This is a genomic window from Kribbella sp. NPDC048928, from assembly GCF_043197975.1.
Classification (GTDB): domain Bacteria; phylum Actinomycetota; class Actinomycetes; order Propionibacteriales; family Kribbellaceae; genus Kribbella.
In genome coordinates this window covers 697,287-720,227 of the sequence record NZ_JBICUC010000004.1, presented here as the reverse complement: position 1 = coordinate 720,227, position 22,941 = coordinate 697,287, and the positions used below count along the sequence as shown (strand labels likewise).

At 69.2% G+C, this 22,941-nt stretch carries 24 protein-coding genes and 1 pseudogene; 20 read left to right on the top strand and 5 right to left on the bottom strand.

Annotated elements, in window-relative coordinates; genetic code table 11:
• Window positions 1-27 precede the first annotated feature (27 nt).
• The 10 genes from folE (at window position 28) to ACGFI6_RS21355 (ending at window position 7,622) form a co-directional block, all read left to right on the top strand.
• Window positions 28-600 (top strand): GTP cyclohydrolase I FolE, encoded by a 573-nt coding sequence (gene folE, locus ACGFI6_RS21400; protein ID WP_393121004.1) that lies wholly within the window; start codon window positions 28-30, stop codon window positions 598-600.
• 133 nt (window positions 601-733) lie between these two features.
• Window positions 734-1,897, top strand: a complete 1,164-nt coding sequence (locus ACGFI6_RS21395) for a S1 family peptidase (protein ID WP_393121002.1) — start codon at window positions 734-736, stop codon at window positions 1,895-1,897.
• Window positions 1,898-2,010: 113 nt separating this feature from the next.
• Entirely contained in the window at window positions 2,011-2,808 is a 798-nt protein-coding gene (gene folP / locus ACGFI6_RS21390; protein ID WP_393121287.1) for a dihydropteroate synthase, read from the top strand.
• The gene (locus ACGFI6_RS21385) at window positions 2,805-3,290 is read left to right on the top strand and encodes a nuclear transport factor 2 family protein (RefSeq protein WP_393121000.1); all 486 of its coding nucleotides are present in this window, start codon (window positions 2,805-2,807) and stop codon (window positions 3,288-3,290) included. The genes folP and ACGFI6_RS21385 overlap by 4 nt, the downstream gene beginning before the upstream one ends.
• Window positions 3,287-3,679 carry a dihydroneopterin aldolase gene (gene folB / locus ACGFI6_RS21380; RefSeq protein WP_393120998.1) on the top strand — a complete coding sequence of 131 codons (393 nt, stop codon included), beginning with the start codon at window positions 3,287-3,289 and terminating at the stop codon, window positions 3,677-3,679. Before ACGFI6_RS21385 ends, folB begins: the two co-directional genes overlap by 4 nt.
• Complete coding sequence (folK, locus tag ACGFI6_RS21375) at window positions 3,676-4,233, top strand: 2-amino-4-hydroxy-6-hydroxymethyldihydropteridine diphosphokinase (RefSeq protein ID WP_393120996.1); 558 nt, start codon at window positions 3,676-3,678, stop codon at window positions 4,231-4,233. The genes folB and folK overlap by 4 nt, the downstream gene beginning before the upstream one ends.
• 59 nt (window positions 4,234-4,292) lie before the next feature.
• Window positions 4,293-4,745, top strand: coding sequence for a DUF3180 domain-containing protein (locus ACGFI6_RS21370; RefSeq protein WP_393120994.1), 453 nt, complete (start codon window positions 4,293-4,295; stop codon window positions 4,743-4,745).
• Window positions 4,746-4,840: 95 nt separating this feature from the next.
• Window positions 4,841-5,197 carry a hypothetical protein gene (locus ACGFI6_RS21365; RefSeq protein ID WP_393120992.1) on the top strand — a complete coding sequence of 119 codons (357 nt, stop codon included), beginning with the start codon at window positions 4,841-4,843 and terminating at the stop codon, window positions 5,195-5,197.
• 21 nt (window positions 5,198-5,218) lie between these two features.
• Window positions 5,219-5,992, top strand: a complete 774-nt coding sequence (locus tag ACGFI6_RS21360; protein ID WP_393120991.1) for an inositol monophosphatase family protein — start codon at window positions 5,219-5,221, stop codon at window positions 5,990-5,992.
• Window positions 5,993-6,047: 55 nt separating this feature from the next.
• The gene (locus ACGFI6_RS21355; protein WP_393120990.1) at window positions 6,048-7,622 is read left to right on the top strand and encodes a hypothetical protein; all 1,575 of its coding nucleotides are present in this window, start codon (window positions 6,048-6,050) and stop codon (window positions 7,620-7,622) included.
• A 1-nt stretch (window position 7,623) separates the two neighbouring features.
• On the opposite strand, the gene ACGFI6_RS21350 is transcribed toward ACGFI6_RS21355, so the two are convergent.
• Complete coding sequence (locus ACGFI6_RS21350) at window positions 7,624-8,817, bottom strand: NADH-quinone oxidoreductase subunit D (RefSeq protein WP_393120988.1); 1,194 nt, start codon at window positions 8,815-8,817, stop codon at window positions 7,624-7,626.
• A gap of 26 nt (window positions 8,818-8,843) precedes the next feature.
• Here ACGFI6_RS21350 and ACGFI6_RS21345 point away from each other — a divergent pair, with 26 nt between their 5' ends.
• Window positions 8,844-9,332, top strand: coding sequence for a PH domain-containing protein (locus ACGFI6_RS21345; RefSeq protein WP_393120986.1), 489 nt, complete (start codon window positions 8,844-8,846; stop codon window positions 9,330-9,332).
• Window positions 9,329-10,735 (top strand): PH domain-containing protein, encoded by a 1,407-nt coding sequence (locus ACGFI6_RS21340; RefSeq protein ID WP_393120984.1) that lies wholly within the window; start codon window positions 9,329-9,331, stop codon window positions 10,733-10,735. Before ACGFI6_RS21345 ends, ACGFI6_RS21340 begins: the two co-directional genes overlap by 4 nt.
• Window positions 10,736-10,833: 98 nt before the next feature.
• On the opposite strand, the pseudogene ACGFI6_RS21335 reads toward ACGFI6_RS21340, so the two are convergent.
• Window positions 10,834-11,310 (bottom strand): annotated as a pseudogene (locus ACGFI6_RS21335) (SAM-dependent methyltransferase); the annotation flags it as partial.
• Window positions 11,311-11,511: 201 nt separating this feature from the next.
• On the opposite strand from ACGFI6_RS21335, the gene ACGFI6_RS21330 reads away from it, so the two are divergent.
• On the top strand, window positions 11,512-14,310 hold the full coding sequence (locus ACGFI6_RS21330; RefSeq protein WP_393120982.1) for an AAA family ATPase: 2,799 nt from the start codon (window positions 11,512-11,514) through the stop codon (window positions 14,308-14,310).
• On the opposite strand, the gene ACGFI6_RS21325 is transcribed toward ACGFI6_RS21330, so the two are convergent.
• A complete protein-coding gene (locus tag ACGFI6_RS21325; protein ID WP_393120980.1) occupies window positions 14,300-14,866 on the bottom strand; it encodes a 2'-5' RNA ligase family protein in 567 nt (188 codons plus the stop codon). The genes ACGFI6_RS21330 and ACGFI6_RS21325 overlap by 11 nt on opposite strands.
• An 82-nt stretch (window positions 14,867-14,948) precedes the next feature.
• Between ACGFI6_RS21325 and ACGFI6_RS21320 the strand changes: the two genes are divergently transcribed.
• From ACGFI6_RS21320 to ACGFI6_RS21295, 6 genes are all read left to right on the top strand, one after another.
• Window positions 14,949-15,800: a Rossmann-like and DUF2520 domain-containing protein gene (locus ACGFI6_RS21320; RefSeq protein WP_393120978.1), complete on the top strand. Its 852-nt coding sequence runs from the start codon at window positions 14,949-14,951 to the stop codon at window positions 15,798-15,800.
• Window positions 15,797-16,624, top strand: a complete 828-nt coding sequence (gene panC, locus ACGFI6_RS21315) for a pantoate--beta-alanine ligase (protein ID WP_393120976.1) — start codon at window positions 15,797-15,799, stop codon at window positions 16,622-16,624. The genes ACGFI6_RS21320 and panC overlap by 4 nt, the downstream gene beginning before the upstream one ends.
• An 80-nt stretch (window positions 16,625-16,704) precedes the next feature.
• The gene (nadC, locus tag ACGFI6_RS21310; RefSeq protein WP_393120974.1) at window positions 16,705-17,559 is read left to right on the top strand and encodes a carboxylating nicotinate-nucleotide diphosphorylase; all 855 of its coding nucleotides are present in this window, start codon (window positions 16,705-16,707) and stop codon (window positions 17,557-17,559) included.
• Window positions 17,559-18,323 (top strand): type III pantothenate kinase, encoded by a 765-nt coding sequence (locus tag ACGFI6_RS21305; protein ID WP_393120972.1) that lies wholly within the window; start codon window positions 17,559-17,561, stop codon window positions 18,321-18,323. Before nadC ends, ACGFI6_RS21305 begins: the two co-directional genes overlap by 1 nt.
• 68 nt (window positions 18,324-18,391) lie before the next feature.
• Window positions 18,392-18,829 (top strand): hypothetical protein, encoded by a 438-nt coding sequence (locus ACGFI6_RS21300; protein ID WP_393120970.1) that lies wholly within the window; start codon window positions 18,392-18,394, stop codon window positions 18,827-18,829.
• On the top strand, window positions 18,830-20,275 hold the full coding sequence (locus tag ACGFI6_RS21295) for a multicopper oxidase family protein (protein ID WP_393120967.1): 1,446 nt from the start codon (window positions 18,830-18,832) through the stop codon (window positions 20,273-20,275).
• Here ACGFI6_RS21295 and ACGFI6_RS21290 read toward each other — a convergent pair.
• Complete coding sequence (locus ACGFI6_RS21290) at window positions 20,263-20,823, bottom strand: carboxymuconolactone decarboxylase family protein (protein ID WP_393120965.1); 561 nt, start codon at window positions 20,821-20,823, stop codon at window positions 20,263-20,265. The genes ACGFI6_RS21295 and ACGFI6_RS21290 overlap by 13 nt on opposite strands.
• Before the next feature lie 162 nt (window positions 20,824-20,985).
• Here ACGFI6_RS21290 and ACGFI6_RS21285 point away from each other — a divergent pair, with 162 nt between their 5' ends.
• The gene (locus tag ACGFI6_RS21285; protein WP_393121285.1) at window positions 20,986-22,275 is read left to right on the top strand and encodes a hypothetical protein; all 1,290 of its coding nucleotides are present in this window, start codon (window positions 20,986-20,988) and stop codon (window positions 22,273-22,275) included.
• On the opposite strand, the gene ACGFI6_RS21280 is transcribed toward ACGFI6_RS21285, so the two are convergent.
• A complete protein-coding gene (locus ACGFI6_RS21280; RefSeq protein WP_393120963.1) occupies window positions 22,261-22,926 on the bottom strand; it encodes a DedA family protein in 666 nt (221 codons plus the stop codon). The two genes, ACGFI6_RS21285 and ACGFI6_RS21280, sit on opposite strands and share 15 nt — an antisense overlap.
• Window positions 22,927-22,941: the final 15 nt, after the last annotated feature.

Genomic DNA, 22,941 nt, shown 5'->3' with positions numbered 1-22,941 from the left:
CTGCTGTGCTGCCGTAGCGTTTCTGCGATGACGTCACCGAAGTTCGACCACGCGCGGGCCGAGCGGGCCGTCCGGGAGCTGCTGATCGCGATCGGCGAGGACCCGGACCGCGAGGGTCTGCAGGACACGCCGGCGCGGGTGGCCCGCTCGTACGCGGAGATCACCGCCGGGCTCGGGCAGGGCGCGGAGGACGTACTGACGACCACGTTCGCGCTCGAGCACGACGAGATGGTGCTGGTGAAGGACATCGAGGTGTGGAGCCTGTGCGAGCACCACCTGGTGCCGTTCACGGGCGTCGCCCACGTCGGGTACATCCCGAGCCGTGACGGCCGCGTCACCGGGCTGTCGAAGCTCGCGCGGCTGGTCGACGTGTACGCGAAACGGCCGCAGGTCCAGGAGCGGCTGACCACGCAGATCGCGGAGTCGCTGGTCGAGATCCTCGAGCCGCGCGGCGTGATCGTGGTGATCGAGTGCGAACACCTCTGCATGACCATGCGCGGCGTCCGGAAACCGGGCGCGAAGACGATCACCTCCGCCGTGCGCGGCCAGCTCCGCAACCCGAGCACCCGCGCCGAGGCGATGAGCCTGATCGTCGGCTGACCCGTAGCCCGGGAACCCCAGCCGTCGTTGAAGTTTAAGAGTCCGGCACTATGGACATTCTGTCGCTGAGCGTTTACTTTCCGTAGTGGCACTCGGCCAACGGGGACCAGAGCGCCGGTGTGAGGAGGACAGGATGTCGGGGCGTTTCCGGGTCGGCGCCGCACTAGCCGGGGTCGTCGTCCTGACGACCGGCGGGCTGGCCGCGGCGAACTGGGCCACCGCGGACACGCGGACCAAGACCGGCTCCCACACCGATCAGCAGGCCCCCAAGGCCGCGAAGGCCACCAACGGGGCTGTGGACCCGCTGGTCGCCCAGACCCTGGAGTCCGAGCTCGGCTCCGACTCCGGCGTCGTGGGCAGCTACTACGACGCCGGCGGCGAGCTGGTCGTCGCGGTGTCGGACCTGTCGACCGCCGAGCTGGTCCGTCAGATCGGCGCCATCCCGCGCCTGGTGAAATACACCGCCCATCAGCTGAACGCCGTCCAGGGGGAGCTGAACCACCTGGCCTCCGCGTCCAGCGCCGGCAAGGTCCGGTCCTGGTACGTCGATCCGGTCTCCGGGACCGTGGTGGTCTCGGTGCCGAAGACCGCGCACGACTCGATCACCCAGCGGTTCCTGTCCCGCGCCGAGGCCAACGGCGACCGGGTGACGGTCCGCCGGGTCACCGGGACGGTCCGCACCACCGCCGACGACTTCGGCCTGCGCGGCGGCGTCCAGGTCGACAAGAACACCGGGTACGTCTGCTCGCTCGGCTTCAACGCCCGGACCCGCAAGGGCACCCGCATCTTCCTGACCGCCGGCCACTGCACGTCCGGCAAGCCGTCGTTCTCCCGGAACGGATACGTCCTCGGCAACACCTACACATCGAGCTTCCCGGGCAGCGACTTCGGGTCGGTCGGCGTGATCGAGGGCTGGGACCAGCAGGGGTACGTCGAGGGTTGGGGCAACGGCAACGTCGCGGTCAAGGGCCTCGCGGACGCCACCATCGGCTCCACGCTGTGCAAGTCCGGGAAGAGCACCGGCTGGACCTGCGGCCGGATCGTCGCGCGGAACGTCACGGTGAACTACGGCAACAACCGCGTGGTCCGCGGCCTCTTCCAGCACACCGCGTGCGTCGAAGCGGGCGACTCCGGCGGCGCGAACATGACCGGGAACTACGCCCAGGGCATCACCAGCGGGGCGGCCCTGATCGACGGCAAGTGCCTGGAGAAGTACGGCCAGACCAACGAGTCGTACTCACAGCCGATCACCCCCGTCCTGCAATCCACCGCATCCCGCCTGATCCTCGCCAACTGAGCCTTCCCGGGCCCAGCCTTCGGCCTGGGGGGTGGGGCTACTACGGTGTGTGGGTGAGAACTGAGGCGTGGAGTCACGTGGACGGGTTGCCGGTCGTCGACCGGTGCCTCGTCATGGGCGTTGTGAACGTGACGCCGGACTCGTTCTCGGACGGCGGCGAGTGGTTCGAGCCGAGCGCCGCGATCAAGCACGGCCGGGAGTTGCTGGCCGAGGGCGCCGACCTGCTGGACGTCGGCGGCGAGTCCACCCGTCCGCGTGCGGTGCGGCCGTCGCAGGACGAGGAGCTCCGCCGGGTGATCCCGGTCGTCGAGGCGCTCGCCGCGGACGGCGCGATCATCTCGGTGGACACGATGCGCTCGCAGGTCGCGGAGCTCGTCCTGGACGCCGGCGCCACGATGATCAACGACGTCTCCGGCGGGCTGGCCGATCCGGACATGCTGCCGCTGATCGCCGAGCGCCGCGCGCCGTACCTGTGCATGCACTGGCGCGGCCACTCGGTCGACATGCAGAACCGGGCCCAGTACGTCGATGTCGTCGCCGAGGTGATCGCCGAGCTGGCCCAACGCCTGGACGCGCTCAGCGCGGCCGGCATCGATCTGAACCGGGTCGCGCTCGACCCCGGGCTCGGCTTCGCGAAGACCGCGGACCACAACTGGGAGATTCTGCGCCGGTTGCGGGAATTCGCCGTACTGGAAAGACCGTTGCTGATCGGTGCGTCCCGGAAGACGTTCCTCGGTAGGCTGCTCGCCGACGAGCAGACCGGTGAACCCAGACCGGCCGTACGACGAGACGACGCGAGCGTGGCCGTATCCGCCCTGGCCGCCGCCGCCGGTGCCTGGTGTGTCCGGGCGCACGCGGTGGCCCCGAGCGTGGACGCGGTCCGGGTGGCGAAGAGATGGGGAAAGGTATGACGGATGCACCACGGCAGGGCACCGGCGGCGATGCCGCACGTAACAGGCCGTCGGGTGCGACCGTCGAGGATGCCGTCCTGAATGCCAACATGGCGTTCTACAACGCCTTTGAGGCCGGCGATCTGGATCTGATGGCGGCCGTCTGGCTGCCGGAGCCGGATCCGGTCTGCATCCACCCCGGCAACGCCGCGATCTCCGGGTACCCCGAGCTGATGCGGGCCTGGGCGATGATCTTCGCGAACACGCCGTACATCCAGTTCTTCCTCACCGACGTCCAGGTGCGGGTCGACGACAACGTGGCGTACGTCACGTGTACGGAGAATGTCCTGTCGTCCGGCGAGGGCGCCCCGGAGGAAGGTTTCGCGGGCGGAAAGGCGCTCGCGACGAACGTTTTCCGCAGAACTTCCTCCGGCTGGCGGTTGTGGATCCACCATGCCTCACCGGTACTGTCGTCTGGGGGCCGACAGGAGGAGGCGGAATGAGCGGTCCCGTGCTGACTCCTCCTGATGTGATCGAGATCCGGGGCATCCGCGGATTCGGGCGCCACGGGGTGTTCGATCACGAGCGGGCCGACGGGCAGGAGTTCGTCGTGGACGTCCGGCTGGAGCTGGACACCCGGCCTGCCGCAGCCTCCGACGACCTGGCCGACACCGTGAACTACGGCGTGGTGGCCGAGCAGGTGCACACCGCCATCGAGTCCGATCCGGTGGACCTGATCGAGACCCTCGCCCAGCGCATCGCCGATCTCTGTCTCGCCGACGAGCGGGTGACAGCGACGGCCGTGACCATCCACAAACCCTCGGCGCCGATCTCGGTGCCGTTCGACGACGTTGTCCTGACCGTGCAGCGCAGAGCCGGAGAATCCTCGTGACTGAGACCCCTAGCCCCCACGTCATCGACGCGGACACCCTGAGCGGAGGCCTGAAGCCGATCCGTCAGCTGATCCTGTCGCTCGGCAGTAATCTCGGCGACCGGGAGGCGAACCTGCAGGGCGCGGTCGATGCGCTGCGGGACACCCCGGACGTCGTGGTGGTCGAGGTGTCGCCGGTGTACGAGACCCAGCCGGTGGGCGGTCCGGACGAGTCCGGGCCGTACCTGAACATCGTGCTGCTCGCCGACACCACCCTCGGGGTCGACCTGCTGCTCGAGCGCGCGCACGCGGTCGAGGAGGCGTTCGGCCGCGAGCGCAGCGTGCCGGGTGCACCGCGGACCCTGGACATCGACCTGATCACCTACGGGCAGAAGACGATCGAGTCCGAGGAGCTGACCATCCCGCATCCGCGGGCACACGAGCGCGCGTTCGTGCTGGCGCCGTGGCTCGACATCGAGCGGGACGCCGTGCTGCCGGGCCACGGCCCGGTCGCGGACCTGCTCGCGAAGGTCGGGGCCGAGGGCGTGACCAAGCTCGACATCGAGCTGCAGTAGTGGTGTCCGGCGGTACCGAGCCCGGCCGGGCGCCACAGAAGGAACCGCCCGAGGGTTCAGTGCGGCCGACGTCGCGCCGGCTGCTGGTCGCGATCGCCGTCCTCGGCGTCGCGATCGGCGTCACGCTGGTGAAGGCGATCGAGGCCGGTGACGGGGTCGCGCCGACGGTGTCCTGGCTGACGCTGGTCGCCTGGGCCTTCCTGGCCGCGCTGCTGTTCGTGGCGGCGCGCAACACCCATCAGCGGATCCAGGTGCGCCGCGAACGTGTCGAGGCGTCCCGCGCGGTCTTCCTGCTGATGATCGGGAAGGCCAGCGCTTTTGTCGGCGCGTTGTGCACCGGTGTTTACGCAGGGTTCGCGTTATCCTTCCTGCAGGCGATGGGGGCCTCCGGGCCTCGTCAACGAGTGGTCATGGCCGGTATTGCGGCGGTGATCTCAGTGCTGGTCGTCACGGCCGGATTGTTGCTCGAACGGGCGTGTCGCATTCCCGAGGACCCCGACGAGACCCCTTAACATGGCGACCCATGGGGTCAAGGGGTAGCCGCCGTCGAACCAGGACCACCGTTCTCACCGTTGCCAACGCATCGTTGATCGTTGTCTGCGTGGGGGTGAGTGTCGCACTGTTCTCGCAGAATGCCTGGATTCTCCGGGCCGCTGCGGTCGGTGCCGCGCTCGTTGCGATCGGCGGCGCGGTCCTGTTCCGCCACCAGTTGCTGGTGGAGCGGCTGGCCCATTCCGACGAGCGTGCGCAGGTCGCGCAGGAGTACTCGCGGATCACCAGTGCCCGCGTCGTCGAGAACGCGGAGTTCGTCGACCTGATGCAGCGCCGCCTGGACAAGATCGACCAGCGCCTGGACAAGATCGACGAGGAGGTCGCGACCGTCGTCGCGGCCGGCGACAAGCACTCCCAGGCCGACGCCCCCACCGTCGTGGACCTCAAGCTCCGCGGCCTCGCGGCGTCCTGAACGCCGTGTAGGTTCGGCGGTGTGGATCTCGCCGAACTGCTGAAGGTTGCCGAAGCCGCCGTCGCCCGGGGCCGGGCCGTCACCGAGTCGATGGCGCCGGGGGAGCTGACCTCCAAGGGCGACCGGGACATGGCTTCCGAGGTGGACTTCGCCGTGGAGCGGGAGGTACGCGCGTTCCTCCAACGGGAGACGCCGGATCTCGGCGTTCTGGGCGAGGAGGAGGGCGGTGCGACCGACGGGACCCGCTGGGTGCTCGACCCGGTCGACGGCACGGTGAACTTCATCCACGGCGTACCGCTGTGGTGCATCGCCCTTGGGCTGATTCACGAAGGCCGAACGGTTGCCGGTGTCATCGACCATCCCGCGCTTGGTACGACGTACGCTGCCGCCGAGGGACTGGGCGCGACCTGTAACGGCAAGCCGATCCGGGGCAGCGACTGCACCGAGTTGTCCGAGGCATTGGTTGCCGTGGGCGACTATGCGGTCGGCCCGGACGCGGAGGGGATGAACGCCGAGCGGTTCGCGCTGACCCAGCGCCTCTACCCGCGGGCCCAGCGGCTCCGGATGATCGGTACGGCGGCCACCGCGCTGTCCTGGACCGCGGCCGGCTACTTCGACGCGATGATCATGTACTCGAACAAGCCCTGGGACACGATGGCCGGCGTGGCGATCTGCCGCGAGGCGGGCGTCACCGTCCTCGACCTGCAGGGCGCCGAGCACTCACCCGAATCCCGTACCACCTTCGCAGTGTCAAACGGCCTGCGTGAGCCTCTCCTCGAATTGATCGCCGGCTGAGACCTCCCGCTGCCACACTGGCCGCCACACGACTCGAAGGGGTGCGACGGCGGTCATGCGGAAGAAGCGACTCACGGTGCTCGGGCTGGTCCTGGCCGGCGTTCTTGGGTCTCTCGTGACCTATCCGCTGACCCATCACGCCGCGTCCGCGGCCACCTCGACGGCTGCGTTCAGCGATTCCTTCGACGGCGCCCACGACACGGACCCGCAGTACGGCCTGAACGACAACGTGGACGGCCGTCAGACCGGCGCTGTCCGCGGTGTGACGTATACGCGCGTCCCTGGCCTCTGGTACGCCGGTGACGACCCCAAGGTCCCGCTGCGGCCGTGGCACGCGCAGGTCGGTAGCCCGGCGTACGGCGGCAAATTGTCGTTCCATCTGCGCACAAGCGCCGTACGCCTGGATGCGCCGGTGGTGAACGACGGGACGGCGAAGGTCTCCGCGACCCTCACGCCCGCGGTCGGTACGACGGCTTCAGGCAGCGGTTGGTCGTCGATCGTGCTCGCGGCGTCGGCCGGATCGCGTGGGTACGTGTCCGACAAGGACGTCACCGGTGCGCTCGTCACCGCCGACGGCAAGCTGCAGGTGTTCCATCACGGTGCCCTGCTGATCAACACCAAGGTTTCGGCCCCGGCCGCGCGGTATGCGGTGACGCTGACTGTTGCCGACAGCAAGAACCTGACCTGGACCGTCAACGGGCAGGACTTCCGGACGACGCTGCCGCAACCGCTGCCGGCCCGCGACTGGCTGTTCCTCGGCCGGTACGGCACCAACGCGAAGCTCGTGTCCACCGTCGACGACCTGCACGTGTCGGCCGTGGACCCCGCCGCCCTGACGGTTCCAACGGCGTCCGGCCTGCGGTACTTCGGCTATTTCGCCGCGCGGATCGAGAGCATCCCGACCAACCACGTGCCGGACGTTGCGGGCTACTCGAACCTCAACTGGGTGAGCGTCAGCGACTCGAGCGGCCCGAAGCTCGACGAGCTGGCCAAGTGCGCCCCCGGTACCTGCATGCTCAACACCCGCTGGCAGTTCTTCGTCGACTGCCCTGGTCCGAAGTGCCGGCTGCGAGCGGACGCCGAGCAGCAGTGGACAACGTTCGTGGCGAAGCTGAAGAGTTCGCACTACGTCGATCGCATCGCGGCGTTCGCGCTGATGGACGAGGCGTACTGGCAAGGAGCGTCGTACGAGGACACCGCAGCGGCGGCCGCGATGATCAAGAAGACATTCCCGAACATCCCGGTGATGCTCAACTTCGCTGCCCCGTCGGTGAAACCGGGGGTGAAGGTCCCGCCGGCGGTGGACTGGGTGGCGTTCGACCAGTACTGCGTCGGGATGGACAAGGTCGAGGGGACCCTGAAAACGCTGGAGACGGCGACCGCCTCCCGGCCGGACGTCAAGCTCTTCGTGTACACGGAGTCGGCGCGCAACCTGTGCGGGTCGACGAAGAAGACCGACGCGGCCGTCGCCGCCCTGCAGTGGGACTACTACAACCTGGCGGTGCGCCATCCGCGGGTGGCGGGGATCCTGCCGTTCGGGCTCTGGACGCACGACCCGAGCTTGTCGCCACTGCCGAAGACCGTGGACGCGCAGCAGCGCATCGCGGCCCGGATCCTGACCCGGCGTTGACCTATTTGTCGATGTCGCCGACGACGAAGAACATGCTGCCGAGGATGGCGATCATGTCGGGGATCATGGTGCCGGGGAGCAGGGCCGGCAGGGCGGAGATGTTGTTGAAGCTGGCGGAGCGGAGTTTCAGGCGCCACGGGGTCTTGTCGCCGCGGGAGACCAGGTAGTAGCCGTTGATGCCGAGCGGGCTTTCGGTCCAGGCGTACGTCTGGCCCTCGGGGACCTTCAGGATCTTCGGCAGCCGGACGTTGACCGGGCCGGCTGGGAGGGTGGAGAGCTTGGCGAGGCAGGCGTCAACGAGGTCGAGGGAGACCTTCACCTGCTCGAGCAGGACCGAGAAGCGGGCGTAGCAGTCGCCTTCGGGGCGGGTGACCACGCGGAGTACGTCCTGCAGTTCGCCGTACGCGAGGTAGGGCTCGTCGCGGCGCAGGTCGGCGTCCACCCCGGAGGCGCGGGCGATCGGGCCGGAGACGCCGTACTGGGCGACGAGCTCGGGGGCGAGCTTGCCGACGCCGACGGTCCGGGCGCGGAAGATCTCGTTGCCGAGGATGATCTCCTCGATGTCGGGCAGCCGTTTGCGGACCGCGGCGGAGGCGGCGGACGCGCGGCCGAGCCAGCCGTACGGGAGGTCCTCCTTGAGGCCACCGACGCGGTTGAACATGTAGTGCATCCGGCCGCCGGACAGCTCCTCCATCACCGCCTGGATCGTCTCGCGCTCGCGGAACGCGTAGAACACCGGCGTGATCGCGCCGAGCTCGAGCGGGTACGAGCCGAGGAACATCAGGTGGTTCAGGACCCGGTTCAGCTCGGCGAGCAGGGTGCGCAGCCAGACGGCGCGTTCCGGGACCTCGAGGTTCATCATCCGCTCGACCGCGAGCACCACACCGAGCTCGTTGGCGAACGCGGACAGCCAGTCGTGCCGGTTCGCCAGCACGATGATCTGTCGGTAGTCGCGGACCTCGAAGAGCTTCTCGGCGCCGCGGTGCATGTAGCCGATGATCGGCTCGCAGCCGACGATCCGCTCGCCGTCCAGGGTCAGCCGCAGCCGCAGCACGCCGTGCGTCGCCGGATGCTGCGGCCCGATGTTGAGCACCATGTCGGTGGTCGGCAGGTCCGTCCCGGCCCCGCCACGCTCGTACGCAGGGTCAAATCCGGCAGCTCCGGCCCCGACTCCAACGACTTTTTCCGTGCTCATGCCTCCTATCGTGACAGGCTTGGGGCGTGGATGACCTCTTCGCACCCTCGGATGTCAGCTGGACGGCGGTCTCACCGAAGCTGGCCACGCTGCGGCGGCTGAACGCGGCGATCCTCGCCGGGCTGGTGGCTGTCGCGGCGCTGGTGGTTCTCGGGCTGACGCTCGGTTGGTTGTACGGCGTGCTCGCCGTGGTCCTGATCGCGCTCCTGTTCGGATGGTCGTGGATCCTGATCGGGCGCAACCAGCGGTCCTGGAGGTACGCCGAGCGCGAGGACGAGCTGCTGGTCAGCCACGGGATCATGTTCCGCGAGCTGGTCGTCGTGCCGTACGGCCGGATGCAGTTCGTCGACGTGACCGCGGGGCCGCTGGAACGGGCGTACGGGATGGCGACGGTGGAGCTGCACACGGCGACGCCGGCGACCGACGCGAAGATCCCCGGGCTGCACCCCGACGAGGCCGGTCGCCTGCGTGACCGGCTGTCCGCCCTCGGCCAGGCGCAGGCGTGGGGCCTGTGACTCAGCAAGCTGTGGAGACGATGGGACAGCGGCTGCACCCGCTGACCCCGTTCGTGAAGGGCTGGGGGTACTTCGTCGTCGCAGCCTTCGCCCTGGTCAACAACGAGGGCCTCCGGCAGAACCTGACGTTCGCCGGCATCGGCCTGGCCGCGGTACTCGTCGGCGGCATCCTGCTCGGCACGCTGTCGTGGTGGTTCACCAAGTGGCAGCTGACCGACGACGCGATCCGGGTGGACAGCGGGTTCCTGTTCCGGCGGACGCGGATCATCCGGTTCGACCGGATCCAGGCGATCGACGTGGCGCAGCCGTTCGTCGCCCGGCTGTTCGGCATGGCCGAGCTGCGGATGGACGTGGCCGGCGGCGGCAAGAGCGACGGCAAGCTGAGCTACTTCCGGTACGAGGAGGCGCAGAGCCTGCGGACGACGCTCCTCGTTCGTGCCAAGGGCGAGCAGGCCGCCGAGCAACAGGCGGTCGACCAGCAGGCCGAGGCGGTGGCTCCACCGTTGCTGACGGTGCCGACCAGCCGCCTGCTCGGGGCGACCCTGCTGTCGTCCACCGTCGTCGGTAGTGCGGGCGCACTGATCTGGCTGATCGTCGCGACCATGGTGCTGAACTTCCACGTCGGTCTGTTCGCCGGTCTGCCGCTGCTGCTCGGTGTGGTGCAGCCGATCTGGAAGCAGGTCGTCGGCAACCACGGGTTCACGCTGTCCGAGTCCAGCCACGGCCTGCGGACCAAGCGCGGGCTGTTCGACGTGCAGCGGCAGACCATTCCGCCCGGCCGCGTCCAGGGCCTGCTGATCACCGAGCCGCTGATCTGGCGCCTGCTCGGCTGGTCGCGGGTCGAGCTGGACATCGCCGGTGTCACCGGGCAGAAGGAGGACGGTGACGACCTGCTCGAGGGTGCGCAATTGCTGCCTGTCGGCGAGCGTGCAGAGGTGGCGTACGTACTCAACCGGATCCTGCCCGGCCTCGACCTGAGCCAGATCCAGATGCATCCGGCGCCGGAGCGCGCCAAGTGGCTCCGGCCGATCGGCTGGCGGTACCTGGCGTACGGAGTCGACGAGCAGGTCATGGTCACCACACGCGGCTGGGTGAGTCGCCGTACGTCGATCGTGCTGCACCACAAGACCCAGTCGGTCCGGCTGGAGCAGGGGCCGATCCAGCGCCGTCTGGGGCTGGCCGACGTCCATGTGGACACGCCCCTCGGCCCGACGGACGCGGTCGCGCTGCACCAGGACCAGGTCCTGGCTGCGGCGCTGGTGCAGGCTCAGGCGGACAGGGCGCGCGCTGCACGCCTCTCGGCGTCCGCTCCGGCCGCGGTCCAGACCCAGCCGAACCCGCCGAGCCCGGACGGGTCCAGCAGCTCGGCCGCCTCGCCTGCTGACGACAACTCGGACAGGTAGCGCCTCGGCTCCGTCCGAGCGAGCTCCAGGCTCGGACGGGCGCCGCTGACGCCCAGTGCCTTCAGTACGTCGCGTTGGCGCACAACCGTGCCGCCCAGCGAGTCCAGAGCCACATGCGCCGTGATGTCACAGCTGCCGTCCGGAACGGGTGCACACTCCCGCCCAGCGCGGAACCCGGTCAACGTCCCGTACGGCGGTCTGCTCGACCTCAGGTGTCCGTAGTCGATGGCGATCGCGACCGCACCGCCCGCAAGCCGCTGCACTACCTCCTGCCAAGCCTCGTCCCGTGCTCGGCCAACCTCCGCACGGTCGCCAGGCTCGCCAGGCCACCACTCCCGCAACCAGCTCAGATCGTTGCCGTCCACAACGGCACCTGGGGTCAGGTCGGCCGCCAGATAGCGCGGTACGCCGTCCTCGTCCCACTCGACAACCTCACACGGGACGTTGTCGAGCCACTCGTTGGCGATCACCAGGCCGGTCAGTCGTTCGGGCAGGTGGTCGTCCAGTTCGATGCCGGTAACAGCGAGCCCTTCGGCCCGCAGTACCTCGCCCAGCTCGCCGGACCCGGCGCCCACGTCCACGACCTGATCGAGCTCGAGCTGCACGGCCAGTCGCGCGATCGCCTGACCGAACAGGGGCGACGCGTGCACCGACGTACGGAAGTGCGCAGCCGGCCGCTCCCGGCGGTAGAAGCCGTCCGGACCGTACAGGGCTTGCTGCCAGGCGTTGCGGAAGGTCTCGGTCACGTGGACCAGACCGCTCTTAGGATCGGCATCGTGGCAATCCTTCCAGAAGACCTCGGGGTCCTGTTCGCCGCCGAACCTGTGTTCGACCTCGTCGGCCGGCACCGCCCGTTCGTCGTCACCCCCGGATGGCTGGACGAGACGACCGCGAAGCTCAGAGAGATCGTCGCCCGGGTGCCCCCCGACTCGAAGATGGTCAGGAACACATTCTTCGCCGAGGACACGCCGCTGCTTGTCGACAACTTCTACTACCTGTTCAAGAGCCTGCTGCCGCCGGTCGGCATCGTGGCCGGCGGGGCGCGCAGCCTGCAGTTCCTGATCCTGAACGAGTGGCGCAAGGTCCGGTACGAGCCGGACACCGACGTCGCCAACTGGATGGACACCAAGGCGGAGTTCATCATCCCGTTCACGCTCCGCAAGGACGTCGCCGTGCAGGAGGCGTACGTACGGGCCTGCCGGGACATGCTCGACCTGCTGGCCGGCATCCCGAGCCTGCAGGTTCGCTGGACGGCGATGGCCACGATGCTCGACCGTGTGCTGGCCACCCCGGAGCTGCTCGCGTTGCACAGCCAGGCGCCGCGGAGCGAGTTGCTGAAGCGCTGGGCGGAGGAGTTCGACGACGACGCGATCCGGCAGGCGTACCCGAACCTGTCCGGCAACCCGCTCGACCTGATGGTGCACAGCGTGAACCGCTTGCAGGCGGCGTACGAGAAGGTCTCGGCGGCTACGCCGGAGGCGGAGAAGCCGTTCACGGAGGAACTGGCGGGCCTGTTCCGGCAGGTCGGACGGACCGACATTCCCGCGGGCCTCTCGTTCACGGTGCTCGGGCCGGGCGGTACGGCGGACGTACGGCAGGCACTCGACAAGCCGGTGGCGCAGCCGGATCCGGCCGGCTGGCGGCGGCAGCGGCAGGACTGGATGACCCGCGCGGTCGAGGCCGGAGCGCCGTACGAGGCCCGGGAGTACCTGGCAGCGCTCTATCAGGTCGGTGCCTGCCTGAACGGGCTGCCGGACCGGGCCAAGCCGTCGAAGGAGCTCTTCCTGGTCTCCGGCTTCATTCGCAGGCTGCGGGACCTGCACTCGTTCCGGCCGTCAGCCGCTGCGGCCACCCGCGCCGACGGGGACGAGGCCGCGCCGGACGCGCAGCGCGGGGACGTACCGGCCGCCGGTGACCCGATCGCCGACCTGAACGCGATGATCGGGCTCGGCCCGGTAAAGACCCGCGTGCACGAACTGGTCGCGGAGGCCCGGGTCGCGAAACTGCGGATCGAAGCCGGCCTGCGGCTGCCGAAGCCGATGGGGCATCTGGTGTTCAGCGGCAACCCCGGCACCGGCAAGACGACCGTGGCCCGGATCCTGGCCGAGGTGTACCGGGACCTGGGCATGCTCACCTCCGGGCACCTGGTCGAGGTCGGCCGGGCCGATCTGGTCGCGACCTACATCGGCCAGACCGCGCCGAAGGTGACCGAGGTGGTCGAGCGGGCGCTGGGCGGGGTGCTGTTCATCGACGAGGCGTACGCGCTGTACGGCGGCTCCGGGCGGGACTTCGGCCGGGAGGCGATCGCCACCCTGATCCAGCTGATGGAGAAGCACCGCGACAACCTGGTCGTGGTGATGGCCGGGTACCCCGCCGAGATGTACCAGCTGCTCGACAGCAACCCCGGGGTCAAATCGCGGATCCGGACCTTCGTCAACTTCCCGGACTACACCGACATCGAGCTGCACAAGATCTTCCTCAGCGCCGTCGGGAAGTCCGGCTTCGAGCTCGCGGACGGGGTGTCGGACCTGGTGCTGGCCGGCCTGCACAAGGTGCCGCGGGCACCGGGGTTCGGCAACGCCCGGACGATCCGTACGTTGCTCGAGCGGATCGCGACGCTGCAGGCCGTTCGGCTGGCTGGGATGGAGGCGCCGAGTCTGGACCAGGTCCGGACGATCGAGCTCGCCGACGTGACCAGCTTGTCCGAGGAGAGTCTCGGCGACCTGCGCCGGCACCAGAACCCGCAGGCCGAGCTGGCCGCGATGACCGGTCTGAGCGAGGTCAAGGCCACGGTCGAGCGGCTGGCCGCGGAGGCCAAGGCGGACGTTCTGCGAGCGCAGGCGGGGATGCCGCCGGCGGACCGGTCGCGGCACTTGATGTTCACCGGCAACCCGGGCACCGGCAAGACGACCGTGGCCCGGCTGCTCGCCGAGATCTACCGGGACCTGGGCCTGCTCGGGGTCGGTCACCTGGTGGAGACGACCGGGAGCGAGATGGTCGGCGATCGCTACGGCGACACGGCTCCGAAGGTGCGCCGGCTGGTGGAGCGGGCGCTCGGCGGCGTGTTGTTCATCGACGAGGCGTACACGCTGGCCGACCTGAGCGACTTCGGGCGGGACGCGATCGCCACCCTGATCAAGCTCATGGAGGAACGCCGCGACGACCTGGTGGTGGTGCTCGCCGGGTACACCGAGCCGATGGAGAAGCTGTTCGCCATGAATCCGGGGCTGCGCTCGCGAGTGCCTACTGCGGTGGAGTTCCCGGACTATTCGGGGCCGGAGCTCGAGCAGATCTTCGAGTACCTGAGCGGCAAGGCGGGCTACGTGCTCGCCGATGGTGTCCTGGAGCGGATCGGTGCGGCGCTGCAGCAGGTCCGGAGCGCGCCGGACTTCGGCAACGGGCGCGACGTTCGGAACCTGTTCGAGGCGACCGTCTCGCAGCAGGCGGTCCGGATCAACGCCCTCCGCGATCCGGCCGTCGAGCAGGTACGCGCGCTGACACCGGCCGACGTACCGACGGACTGGCGTCGCAGCGAGGCAGCAGTGGCGCCGATGGGCTTTCAGGTCAGGCGATAGGAGCGCCGAGCGGTACGGCGCCGAACTGGCGCCACACGCCCTCCGCGTCCTCGCGCCACAGGCCCAGCTCGGTGAGCTGGACTGTGGGAGCCGGCGTGGCGGCCAGGGCGGCGTTCGCCTCGGCGACCACAGCCGGGCCGCCCTGGTTGGACGACGAGATGGTCAGGTGCGGATGCGGGTCCGGGAACTCGCCACCGTACGGCGGGCACTCCGGGAACGCGTCGAACACCGCCATGAGCAGGGCACGGACCTTGTCGAACGGCTCCGGCTTCAGCCACGCCGTACCGTTCGGAAACTGACCAGCGGTCGGGAAGCTCAGCTCGAACGGCTGCACCGACGCAACGGCCGCCTGCAGCCGCGCCCTGTCGGTGTCGGTCGGCTCAGCAACCCAGGGGACCAGTACGGACACGTGTGGCGGGATGAGCTCGGTCAGCGGGACCTGTGGCCGTGCGGTGGAACGAGACACCGACCGCCAGCGGTCCGTGTACGCCTCCAACTCCGGCACTGTGATCAGAATCGCGGTCAATTCGGTCCCTGCCGCCCACGCATCACTCACCCACCCATGCTCTCATCACCTACCCTGGCTAATAGATCGTCTGGTACCCCGCCGTGGGACTGGAACGAGAAGAGAGTGAGTGATGGAACGGATCGGCTTGATCGGAGCCGGCCGGGCCGGGACCGCCCTGGGAGCAGCCTTGGCGGCAGCCGGACACCCCCTGGTCGGAGTGACCGCGCGGTCGGACGCGTCGCTGGAGCGCGCCGCTCGCCTCCTGCCCGCTGTGCCGGTGCTGACCGCTGACGAGGTCACCGCCCGCGCTGACGTCATGCTGGTCGCCGTACCGGACGACCTCATCCAGGACGTGGCGCACACGCTTCCACTGACCAGTGCGCAGTACGTCGTGCACCTGTCCGGAGCGCACGGGCTGGCACCACTGAACGGTCTGGCCGCGACACCTGTCGCGCTGCACCCCTCGATGACGTTCCCGGGCGGACCGGTGCGGCTGGACGGAGTCATGTTCACCGCGACCGCGCCCGACGCGGCCCGTGCCGTCGTGGAGCGGCTGGTGAAGGCGGTCGGTGCTCAGGTGCAGTGGATCGCCGACGAGCAGCGTGCGCGCTACCACGCCGGTCTCGTGCACGGTGCGAACCACCTGACCACGCTGGTCTCCCAGGCGCTCGCCGTACTGCGCGACGCCGGGGTCGCGGATCCGGTCGCCACGCTCGGCCCGCTGGTGGCCGCGACTCTCGACAACACGCTGCGATCCGGTCATCATGCGCTCACCGGGCCGATCGCCCGGGGCGATGTCGACACCGTGGCTGCGCATCTGGCCGTACTGCAGGGCGGCGTGCGGCGTACGTACGCCGAGCTGGCCGATGCGACGTTGGAGCTGGCGACGGCGGACGGCCGGCTGGACGCTGCGACGGCCGCACGGTTCACCGAAGTACTGAACGGGCACCGGTCAGATCGGACAGGGGAGGCACCGCGATGAGACTCACCCAGACCAAGGCCGAGCTGCGGGCAGCGGCTGCGATCCGGCCCCGGGCGGTCGTGATGACCATGGGCGCCCTGCACGAGGGCCACGCCGCGCTGCTCGCCGAGGCCCGCGAGCGGGTCGGGCCGGACGGCAGCGTGGTGCTGACGATCTTCGTGAACCCGTTGCAGTTCGGGCCGGCCGAGGACTTCGACCGGTACCCGCGGACCTTGGCCTCCGACCTCGCGATCGCGAAGAACGAGGGCGTCGACCTGGTCTTCAACCCGTCGCGCGACGAGCTGTACCCGAACGAGCCGTCGGTCACCGTGCATCCGGGACCGCTGGCGGACGAGCTCGAGGGAGTGTTCCGGCCCGGGCACTTCTCCGGCATGCTGACCGTGGTCTCGAAGCTGCTGCACCTGACCGCGCCGGATCTCGCGCTGTTCGGTGAGAAGGACTACCAGCAGCTCACGCTGGTACGGGAGATGGTGTGCGACCTCGACATGGACGTCGACATCGTGCCGGTGCCGACCGTTCGCGAGCCCGACGGGCTGGCGCGGTCCTCGCGCAACCGCTATCTGAGCGAGACCGAGCGTGACGAGGCGCTCGTGCTGTACCGGGCGCTGAGCGCTGGAGCGAAGGCCGGGATGAACGGTCCGGACGCCGTGCTGGCCGCGGCACAGGCCGAGCTCGAGGCAGTACCGTCGGTGAAGATCGACTACCTCGCCCTGCGCGCTCCCGATCTGGGCCCGGTGATCGGCCCCGGCGAGGCCCGCATGCTGATCGCCGCCCGAGTAGGCCAGACCCGTCTCATCGACAACATCTCCATCACCCTCCGATGAATTCGCTTGGTACGGTCACCAATTGACGTTGTGCGTCAGGCCACGTTTGTACAGGCGCGTTTCCGAGGAGAATGAGCGGCATGGATGAGACAGTCGACCGGCAATGGGCCGGAGACCTCGTGCGGGCCACGATCGAAGAGGACCTGGCGGGCGGCGTCGACGTGACCACCACGTCCACCGTCGAGGAGGACCAGGTCTCGATCGCCGAGCTGGTCGCTCGGGACGACGGTGTGGTCGCCGGTCTGGAGATCGCGGAGCTGGTGCTCCGTCAGGTCGCGGCACCGGACGAGATCGAGATCGAGATCGGCGTCCGCGACGGCGCCCAGGTACACCAGGGTGACGTGCTGCTGACGGCGCGTGGCAAGACCCGGCAGCTGCTGACCGCCGAGCGCACGACGCTGAACCTGCTCTGCCACCTGAGCGGCGTGGCCACGCTGACCCGGCGCTGGGTGGACGCGGTGGCGGGCACCGGCGCGGTCATTCGCGACACCCGCAAGACGATGCCGCTGCTGCGCTCCCTCGAGAAGTACGCGGTCCGCTGCGGCGGCGGCAAGAACCACCGCATGGCGCTGTCGGACGCGGCGCTGATCAAGGACAACCATGTGATCGCGGCCGGTGGGGTCGCGGAGGCGTTCCGGCTGGTCCGCAAGGCGTACCCGGACATCTCGATCGAGGTCGAGGTGGACTCGGTCGACGACGCACTGATCGCGGTCGAGTCCGGTGCCGAGCTGATCCTGCTGGACAACATGGACGTCCCGTTGCTCCGTGAGGCCGTCGAGAAGGTCGCCGGCCGCGCACGGCTCGAGGCGTCCGGCGGTCTGACCCTGGACCGGGCGCGAGCCGTGGCCGAGACCGGCGTCGACTTCCTCGCGGTCGGTGCACTGACCCACTCCGCCCCGGTCCTCGACATCGGTCTGGACCTCAAGGAAGCCTGATGTTGCTGACTGTTGCCGTCGAGAACACCAGGACGCTGGTCGGCCTGGTGTTCGAGGGCACGGTCAAGCGGCACTGGTGGGTCGGGACCGATCCTCGTCGTACGGCCGACGAATGGGCCGTGCTGCTGCAGGGCCTGCTCGCCGGCGAGACACCGGTGAGCGGGATCGCCGTGTGTTCCGCCGTGCCGCACGTTCTGCACGAGCTCCGGGACGTCGTCTCCCGGTACTACCGGAACGTGCCGAGCGTCGTCGTCGAGCCCGGTGTGAAGACCGGCCTGCCGGTGCTCGTGGACAACCCGCGCGAGGTCGGTACGGACCGGATCGCGAACGCGCTCGCCGCGGTCGCGCTGCACGGCGCACCCTGCGTGGTGGTCGACGTCGGCACGGCGATCACGATCGACGTGGTCAACCCGGCCGGCGCGTTCATCGGCGGAGTGATTGCCCCCGGCATCGAAACCGCCAGCGACGCGCTCGGCGAGGCGGCCGCGCAGTTGCGCCGGGTCGAGCTGGTCCGCCCGCGATCGGTGGTCGCCAAGAACACCGTCGAGGCGCTGCAGTCCGGCGCGATCCACGGTTTCGCGGCCCTGGTCGACGGTCTGGTCGCACGGATCCGGACCGAGCAGTCTCTGAACGACGACCTCCCGGTCGTGCTCACCGGCGCCCTCGCGCCGCTGCTGGCCGGCGAACTCGGCACCCCGGTACGCGACGAACCGTTACTGACCCTGCGCGGTCTGTACCAGGCCTTCGCCCGAAATTACGCCTGACCCCGAAAAGCTCTTGTGCCCTTGAGGTGATCTGGATCACCATGAAGGCAGCTAGCTAGGGGGGAACCATGAGAGCTGCTTATCGGGTGTTGGCGAGTCTCGTCGCGGTCGGCGTGGTCTTGCAGGCGATGTTCATCGCCCTCGGTGGGTTCACGGCCATCAAGGACATCGACGGCGGGGCGGTGTTCGACAAGAACTCCGACCTGAACGCCGGGCAGACACTGCACGGAACCGTCGGAATGATGGTCATCCCGATCATCGCATTGCTGCTGCTGATCGTCTCGTTCTTCGCGAAGGTCGACGGCGGCATCAAATGGGCGTTGTACGTCGTCGGTCTGGTGGTGCTGCAGATCGCGCTCGCGTTCCTGTCGTTCAGCGCGCCGGTGGTCGGCCTGCTGCACGGACTGAACGCGTTCGGCCTGCTCGGCATCGCCACCATGGCGTCCCGCCGCGCCTCCCGGGCACCGAGCCCGGCAGCAACAACCGAACCCACCACCGTCGTCTAGATGCCGTTGGCAACCAAGTTCGCCGGGCGGCGCCGGCCGTTGATCGCTGTCGTGGCGACGCTCGTGGTGCTGGCGCCGATCGGGTTCTTCTGGCAGCGGAGTCTGGTGCCGGGGGACTTGTCGCCGATGGCGATGGGGTACGCCGACTACGGTGGCGGCCCCGCGTCGGCGCACGTCCACCACGGTGAGGATGTCAGCGAGCTGACCGGTCCGGCCGATCGGAAGCCCGATGTCGCGGTGGATCTCGTTGCGCGCAAGGAGCGCATCGACATCGCGGGTCGCGGCACGGTGGACGGGTACACCCTGAACCACACTTCACCGGGTCCTCGAATCATCGCGGCACAAGGGGATCTGGTGCAGGTCACGCTGCACAACGAGAACGTTGCCGAAGGCATCACCTTGCACTGGCACGGCGTCGACGTACCGAACGCCGAGGACGGTGTCGCGGGCGTGACGCAGGACGCGATCCGCCCCGGCCGGTCGTTCGTGTACCGCTTCGTCGCGCAGGACGCCGGCACGTACTGGTACCACTCGCACCAGGTCTCGCACGAGCAGGTGCAGAAGGGTCTGTACGGCGTACTGATCGTCCAACCGGGTCCGTCCGACGTGATCGCGGCCGTGCACACGTACGACAAGGTGCGGACGGTCAACGGCGAGTACGGCGAACGCCGGGTCGAGGCGCCCGGTCCGACGGCCCGCGTACGGCTGATCAACACCGACAACGGGCCGATGGCGGTCTGGGTCGACGGCGCGTCGTACAAGGTGCTCGCGGTCGACGGGACAAACGTGAACGCGCCGACCGAGGTGAGCGGGAAGGCCGTACTGGTCACGGCCGGCGGGCGGATCGACCTCGAGGTACCGACCACCAAGGCCGTCCGGATCGGGCTCGGCGGCGGACCGACCACGCTGGTGATCGGGGACGGCGACGCGCCTTCGGGGACCGAGCCGCGGGAACGGGTCGACCTGCTCGGTTACGGCTCACCGAAGCCGATCGGGTTCGACCCCGCGAAGGCGCAGCGGGTCTTCCGGTACGACATCGGCCGCCGGTTCGGGTTCTTCGACGGGAAGCCCGGGCTGTGGTGGACGATCAACGGGCACCAGTACCCGAACGTGCCGATGTTCGTGGTCACCGAGGGGGACGTCGTCCGGATGACGATCAAGAACACCTCGGGCCAGGTGCACCCGATGCACCTGCACGGCCACCACGTCGTCGTACTCAGCCGCGACGGAGTGCGAGCGACCGGCAGCCCGTGGTGGACGGACTCCCTGAACGTCGAGGACAAGGAGACCTACGAGGTCGCCTTCGTCGCGGACAACCCCGGCATCTGGATGGACCACTGCCACAACCTGCCGCACGCGGCGCAGGGGCTCGTCACGCACCTGATGTACACCGGCGTCAGCACGAAGTACCACCTCGGCGGCCCGCCGGACAATCAGCCCGAGTAGATCGGCCGGCCGACCGTGAGCGCCGTACGGAGTGAGTCCGGGAGGCCGTTGAAGGCTTCGTCGGGCTGGGTGCCGGTCGCGTCCAGGGTCTTGGAGAAGAAGGCTCGGGCGGCTGCGGCCAGGGCCACGTCGAGGACGTCGGCATCGGTCAGGCCGAGCGCCTTCAAGCCGTCGACGTCGGCCTGCGTGGCGGTATCGGCGGCCAGGGCGATCTTGCGGGCGAAGGCCATCACGGCGCGGTCGACCGGATCGTTCGGCGGCTCGTCGACCAGGGCCACGACTTCCTCGGCGGTGTAGAACTTGTCGGCCAGGACCTGGCCGTGCGCGAGGCTGCAGTAGCTCGACTTCAGGGCGGTCGCGGCCGCCAGGGTCGCGAGCTCGTAGCGGCGCAGGTCCATCGACTCCTTGATCGCGCCGTTCAGCTGTTTCCACGCCTCGTACACGGCCGGTCGCGCAGCGAACGTGTGGACGAAGTTGGGCACGTGCCCGGCCGCGGCCCGGTTGGCGGCGAACAGCGCCGGGTCGTCGGGCGTACTGATGAAAGCCATCGTGATTCCCCCTTTTTGGCTCCTCTCACGGTAGGTCCGGCATACCGATCCGGCAACGGGTGTGGGGGGAGGGCACCCGCGACTGGGTATGGTTCACCCGGTTGGCTGCGACCTGGCCTTCTGAGACGGCACCGTGAGGCGGAGGTGGTCGGAGTGCGGCGGATGCTCGCCGTGGCGCTCGCCGTTGTGGCGGGAGCCACCTGTCTGACGGCCTGTGCCTCGGACCCGGCGCCGACCGATGTCGCCGTGGCCTGGGCGCCCAAGGGGCGCGCCGCGGTGATGGTGACGTGGAAGGACACGAACCAGCCGAACCGGATCACCATCGAGGGCGTGCTCAGCGAGAGCCCGTCGTACGTGAAGTACATCCCGGCCGGCGACCCGAACCAGTGGGCGATCCCGACCTCGGAGTTCCCGTCCGACGGCAACTACAAGGTCGTCGTCGCTATCGGTACGTCGCAGGGCGGCGTGAGCAGCAAGCCGACCAAGTCGCCGGTGTTCGACACCGACGGCCCGGTGCGGCCGAGCGCGGCGACGGTGGCGCAGCAGGGCCGCGGGGTGCTGATCAAGTGGTCGGTGCCGGTCGCGCCGCAGGACTTCACGCCGAACGACCCGCTGGACGTCACCGGCAAGAAGACCCAGCGGTACGTGCCGATGGTCGGCCGGCCCGGTCAGCTGCTGAAGGCGATCGGCCCGGCGACCACGTCGAACCACCAGGTGATCAAGAGCATCAAGCCGCCGTACGCCTTCCAGCTCCGCACCCAGAACGAGTGGAGCGCCGGGACCGGCGGCGCGGTCCTCGGGCTGACCAGCTCGATCAGCGGCGCCGTGCCGCCCAAGGCGCAGTACAGCGTGCCGATCCACGCCCGCGGCCGGGTCATCCTGCACGAGACCGCGTGCGACCTCGAGTCGCCGTGTACGAGCAAGCGGGCGACTCCGGCGGGCGTACCGGTCGTGGTGCTGACGCAGGTCACACCCGGCTCGCGCTGGACGCCGGCGGCGCGCGGTGCGACGACCTCGGGTGGGTACTACGACATCCCCGTACTGACCGGCGGCAGCCGGCCGTACAAGATCACCGTGCCTGTGTACAGCAAGGGCAGCACGTTCACCGGTACGTCGAGCAGCAAGCCGGAGTACACGAAGAGCGTCGTCCGGGTCGTCTCGGCCGGGTTCGCCGGTGGGGCGACGGCGAAGCCGCACGGGACCGCGGTGACGGTGTCCGTGGGCGTCGCACCGGCGCTGAACACGACCGTGATGCTGCAGGCCTGGAACCGGCAGACCCGCAAATGGGTGAACTCGAAGCCGCTCGCGATGCGCAAGGGTGTGGCCGCGCTGACCTTCACGGCCGCGCAGCCGGGGGACTTCGTCTACCGGATCGTGGTGCCGGGCGCGATGATGTTCGGCCGGCCGATGGAGGGCATCACCACACCGCAGTTGCCGCTACACGTCCGCTGACTCGGGCGCCGTAGCCGCGGCCGTGGTCTCGGCCTGCTCGCGACGGCGCTTGCGGACCCGGTGCACGACGTACAGCACGACCGCGACGACCGCGACCGCGATCAGCGCCCCGACCGAGACCCGGCCGAAGATCTGGTCGGCGTTGTCGCCGATCTTGTACGCGACGATGCCGATCGTCGTTGCCCACGCGATGCCGCCGGCGGCGTTCGCGGCCAGGAACCGCGGGTAGTGCATCCGCAGCATGCCGGCCATCGGGCCGGCGAAGATCCGCAGCAGCGCGACGAACCGGCCGAAGAACACCGTCCAGACGCCGTACTTGTGGAAGTACTTCTCCGCGCGGACGATCCGGTCAGGGGAGAAGTGGTGGAAGCGCCGGCCGAGCCGCTCGAACAGGCTCCGCCCGGCCTTGCGGCCGATGAAGTACCCGATCGAGTCGCCGACGATCGCGCCGAGCGCGGCCGCCAGGATGACGAACTCGATCTTCAGATGGTGCTGTGAGGCGAGCAGTGCGGCCGCGATCAGCGTGGTCTCACCGGGCAGCGGCACGCCCATGCTCTCGACGCCGATGACGAGTCCGACCACCAGGTACGCCAGCACGGCGACGCCGGTCGGGATGGCGATGGCCTGCGCGAGCAGCAGAGGTTCCCCCATGCACCCATAGTGACA

Bases quoted from the DNA above. Each gene is read 5' to 3' on its own strand.
- folE (WP_393121004.1), top strand. From the start codon at position 28: ATGACGTCACCGAAGTTCGACCACGCGCGGGCCGAGCGGGCCGTCCGG.
- ACGFI6_RS21395 (WP_393121002.1), top strand. From the start codon at position 734: ATGTCGGGGCGTTTCCGGGTCGGCGCCGCACTAGCCGGGGTCGTCGTC.
- folP (WP_393121287.1), top strand. From the start codon at position 2,011: ATGGGCGTTGTGAACGTGACGCCGGACTCGTTCTCGGACGGCGGCGAG.
- ACGFI6_RS21385 (WP_393121000.1), top strand. From the start codon at position 2,805: ATGACGGATGCACCACGGCAGGGCACCGGCGGCGATGCCGCACGTAAC.
- folB (WP_393120998.1), top strand. From the start codon at position 3,287: ATGAGCGGTCCCGTGCTGACTCCTCCTGATGTGATCGAGATCCGGGGC.
- ACGFI6_RS21355 (WP_393120990.1), top strand. From the start codon at position 6,048: ATGCGGAAGAAGCGACTCACGGTGCTCGGGCTGGTCCTGGCCGGCGTT.
- ACGFI6_RS21350 (WP_393120988.1), bottom strand. From the start codon at position 8,817: ATGAGCACGGAAAAAGTCGTTGGAGTCGGGGCCGGAGCTGCCGGATTT.
- ACGFI6_RS21320 (WP_393120978.1), top strand. From the start codon at position 14,949: ATGGAACGGATCGGCTTGATCGGAGCCGGCCGGGCCGGGACCGCCCTG.
- panC (WP_393120976.1), top strand. From the start codon at position 15,797: ATGAGACTCACCCAGACCAAGGCCGAGCTGCGGGCAGCGGCTGCGATC.
- nadC (WP_393120974.1), top strand. From the start codon at position 16,705: ATGGATGAGACAGTCGACCGGCAATGGGCCGGAGACCTCGTGCGGGCC.
- ACGFI6_RS21305 (WP_393120972.1), top strand. From the start codon at position 17,559: ATGTTGCTGACTGTTGCCGTCGAGAACACCAGGACGCTGGTCGGCCTG.
- ACGFI6_RS21300 (WP_393120970.1), top strand. From the start codon at position 18,392: ATGAGAGCTGCTTATCGGGTGTTGGCGAGTCTCGTCGCGGTCGGCGTG.
- ACGFI6_RS21295 (WP_393120967.1), top strand. From the start codon at position 18,830: ATGCCGTTGGCAACCAAGTTCGCCGGGCGGCGCCGGCCGTTGATCGCT.
- ACGFI6_RS21290 (WP_393120965.1), bottom strand. From the start codon at position 20,823: ATGGCTTTCATCAGTACGCCCGACGACCCGGCGCTGTTCGCCGCCAAC.
- ACGFI6_RS21285 (WP_393121285.1), top strand. From the start codon at position 20,986: ATGCTCGCCGTGGCGCTCGCCGTTGTGGCGGGAGCCACCTGTCTGACG.
- ACGFI6_RS21280 (WP_393120963.1), bottom strand. From the start codon at position 22,926: ATGGGGGAACCTCTGCTGCTCGCGCAGGCCATCGCCATCCCGACCGGC.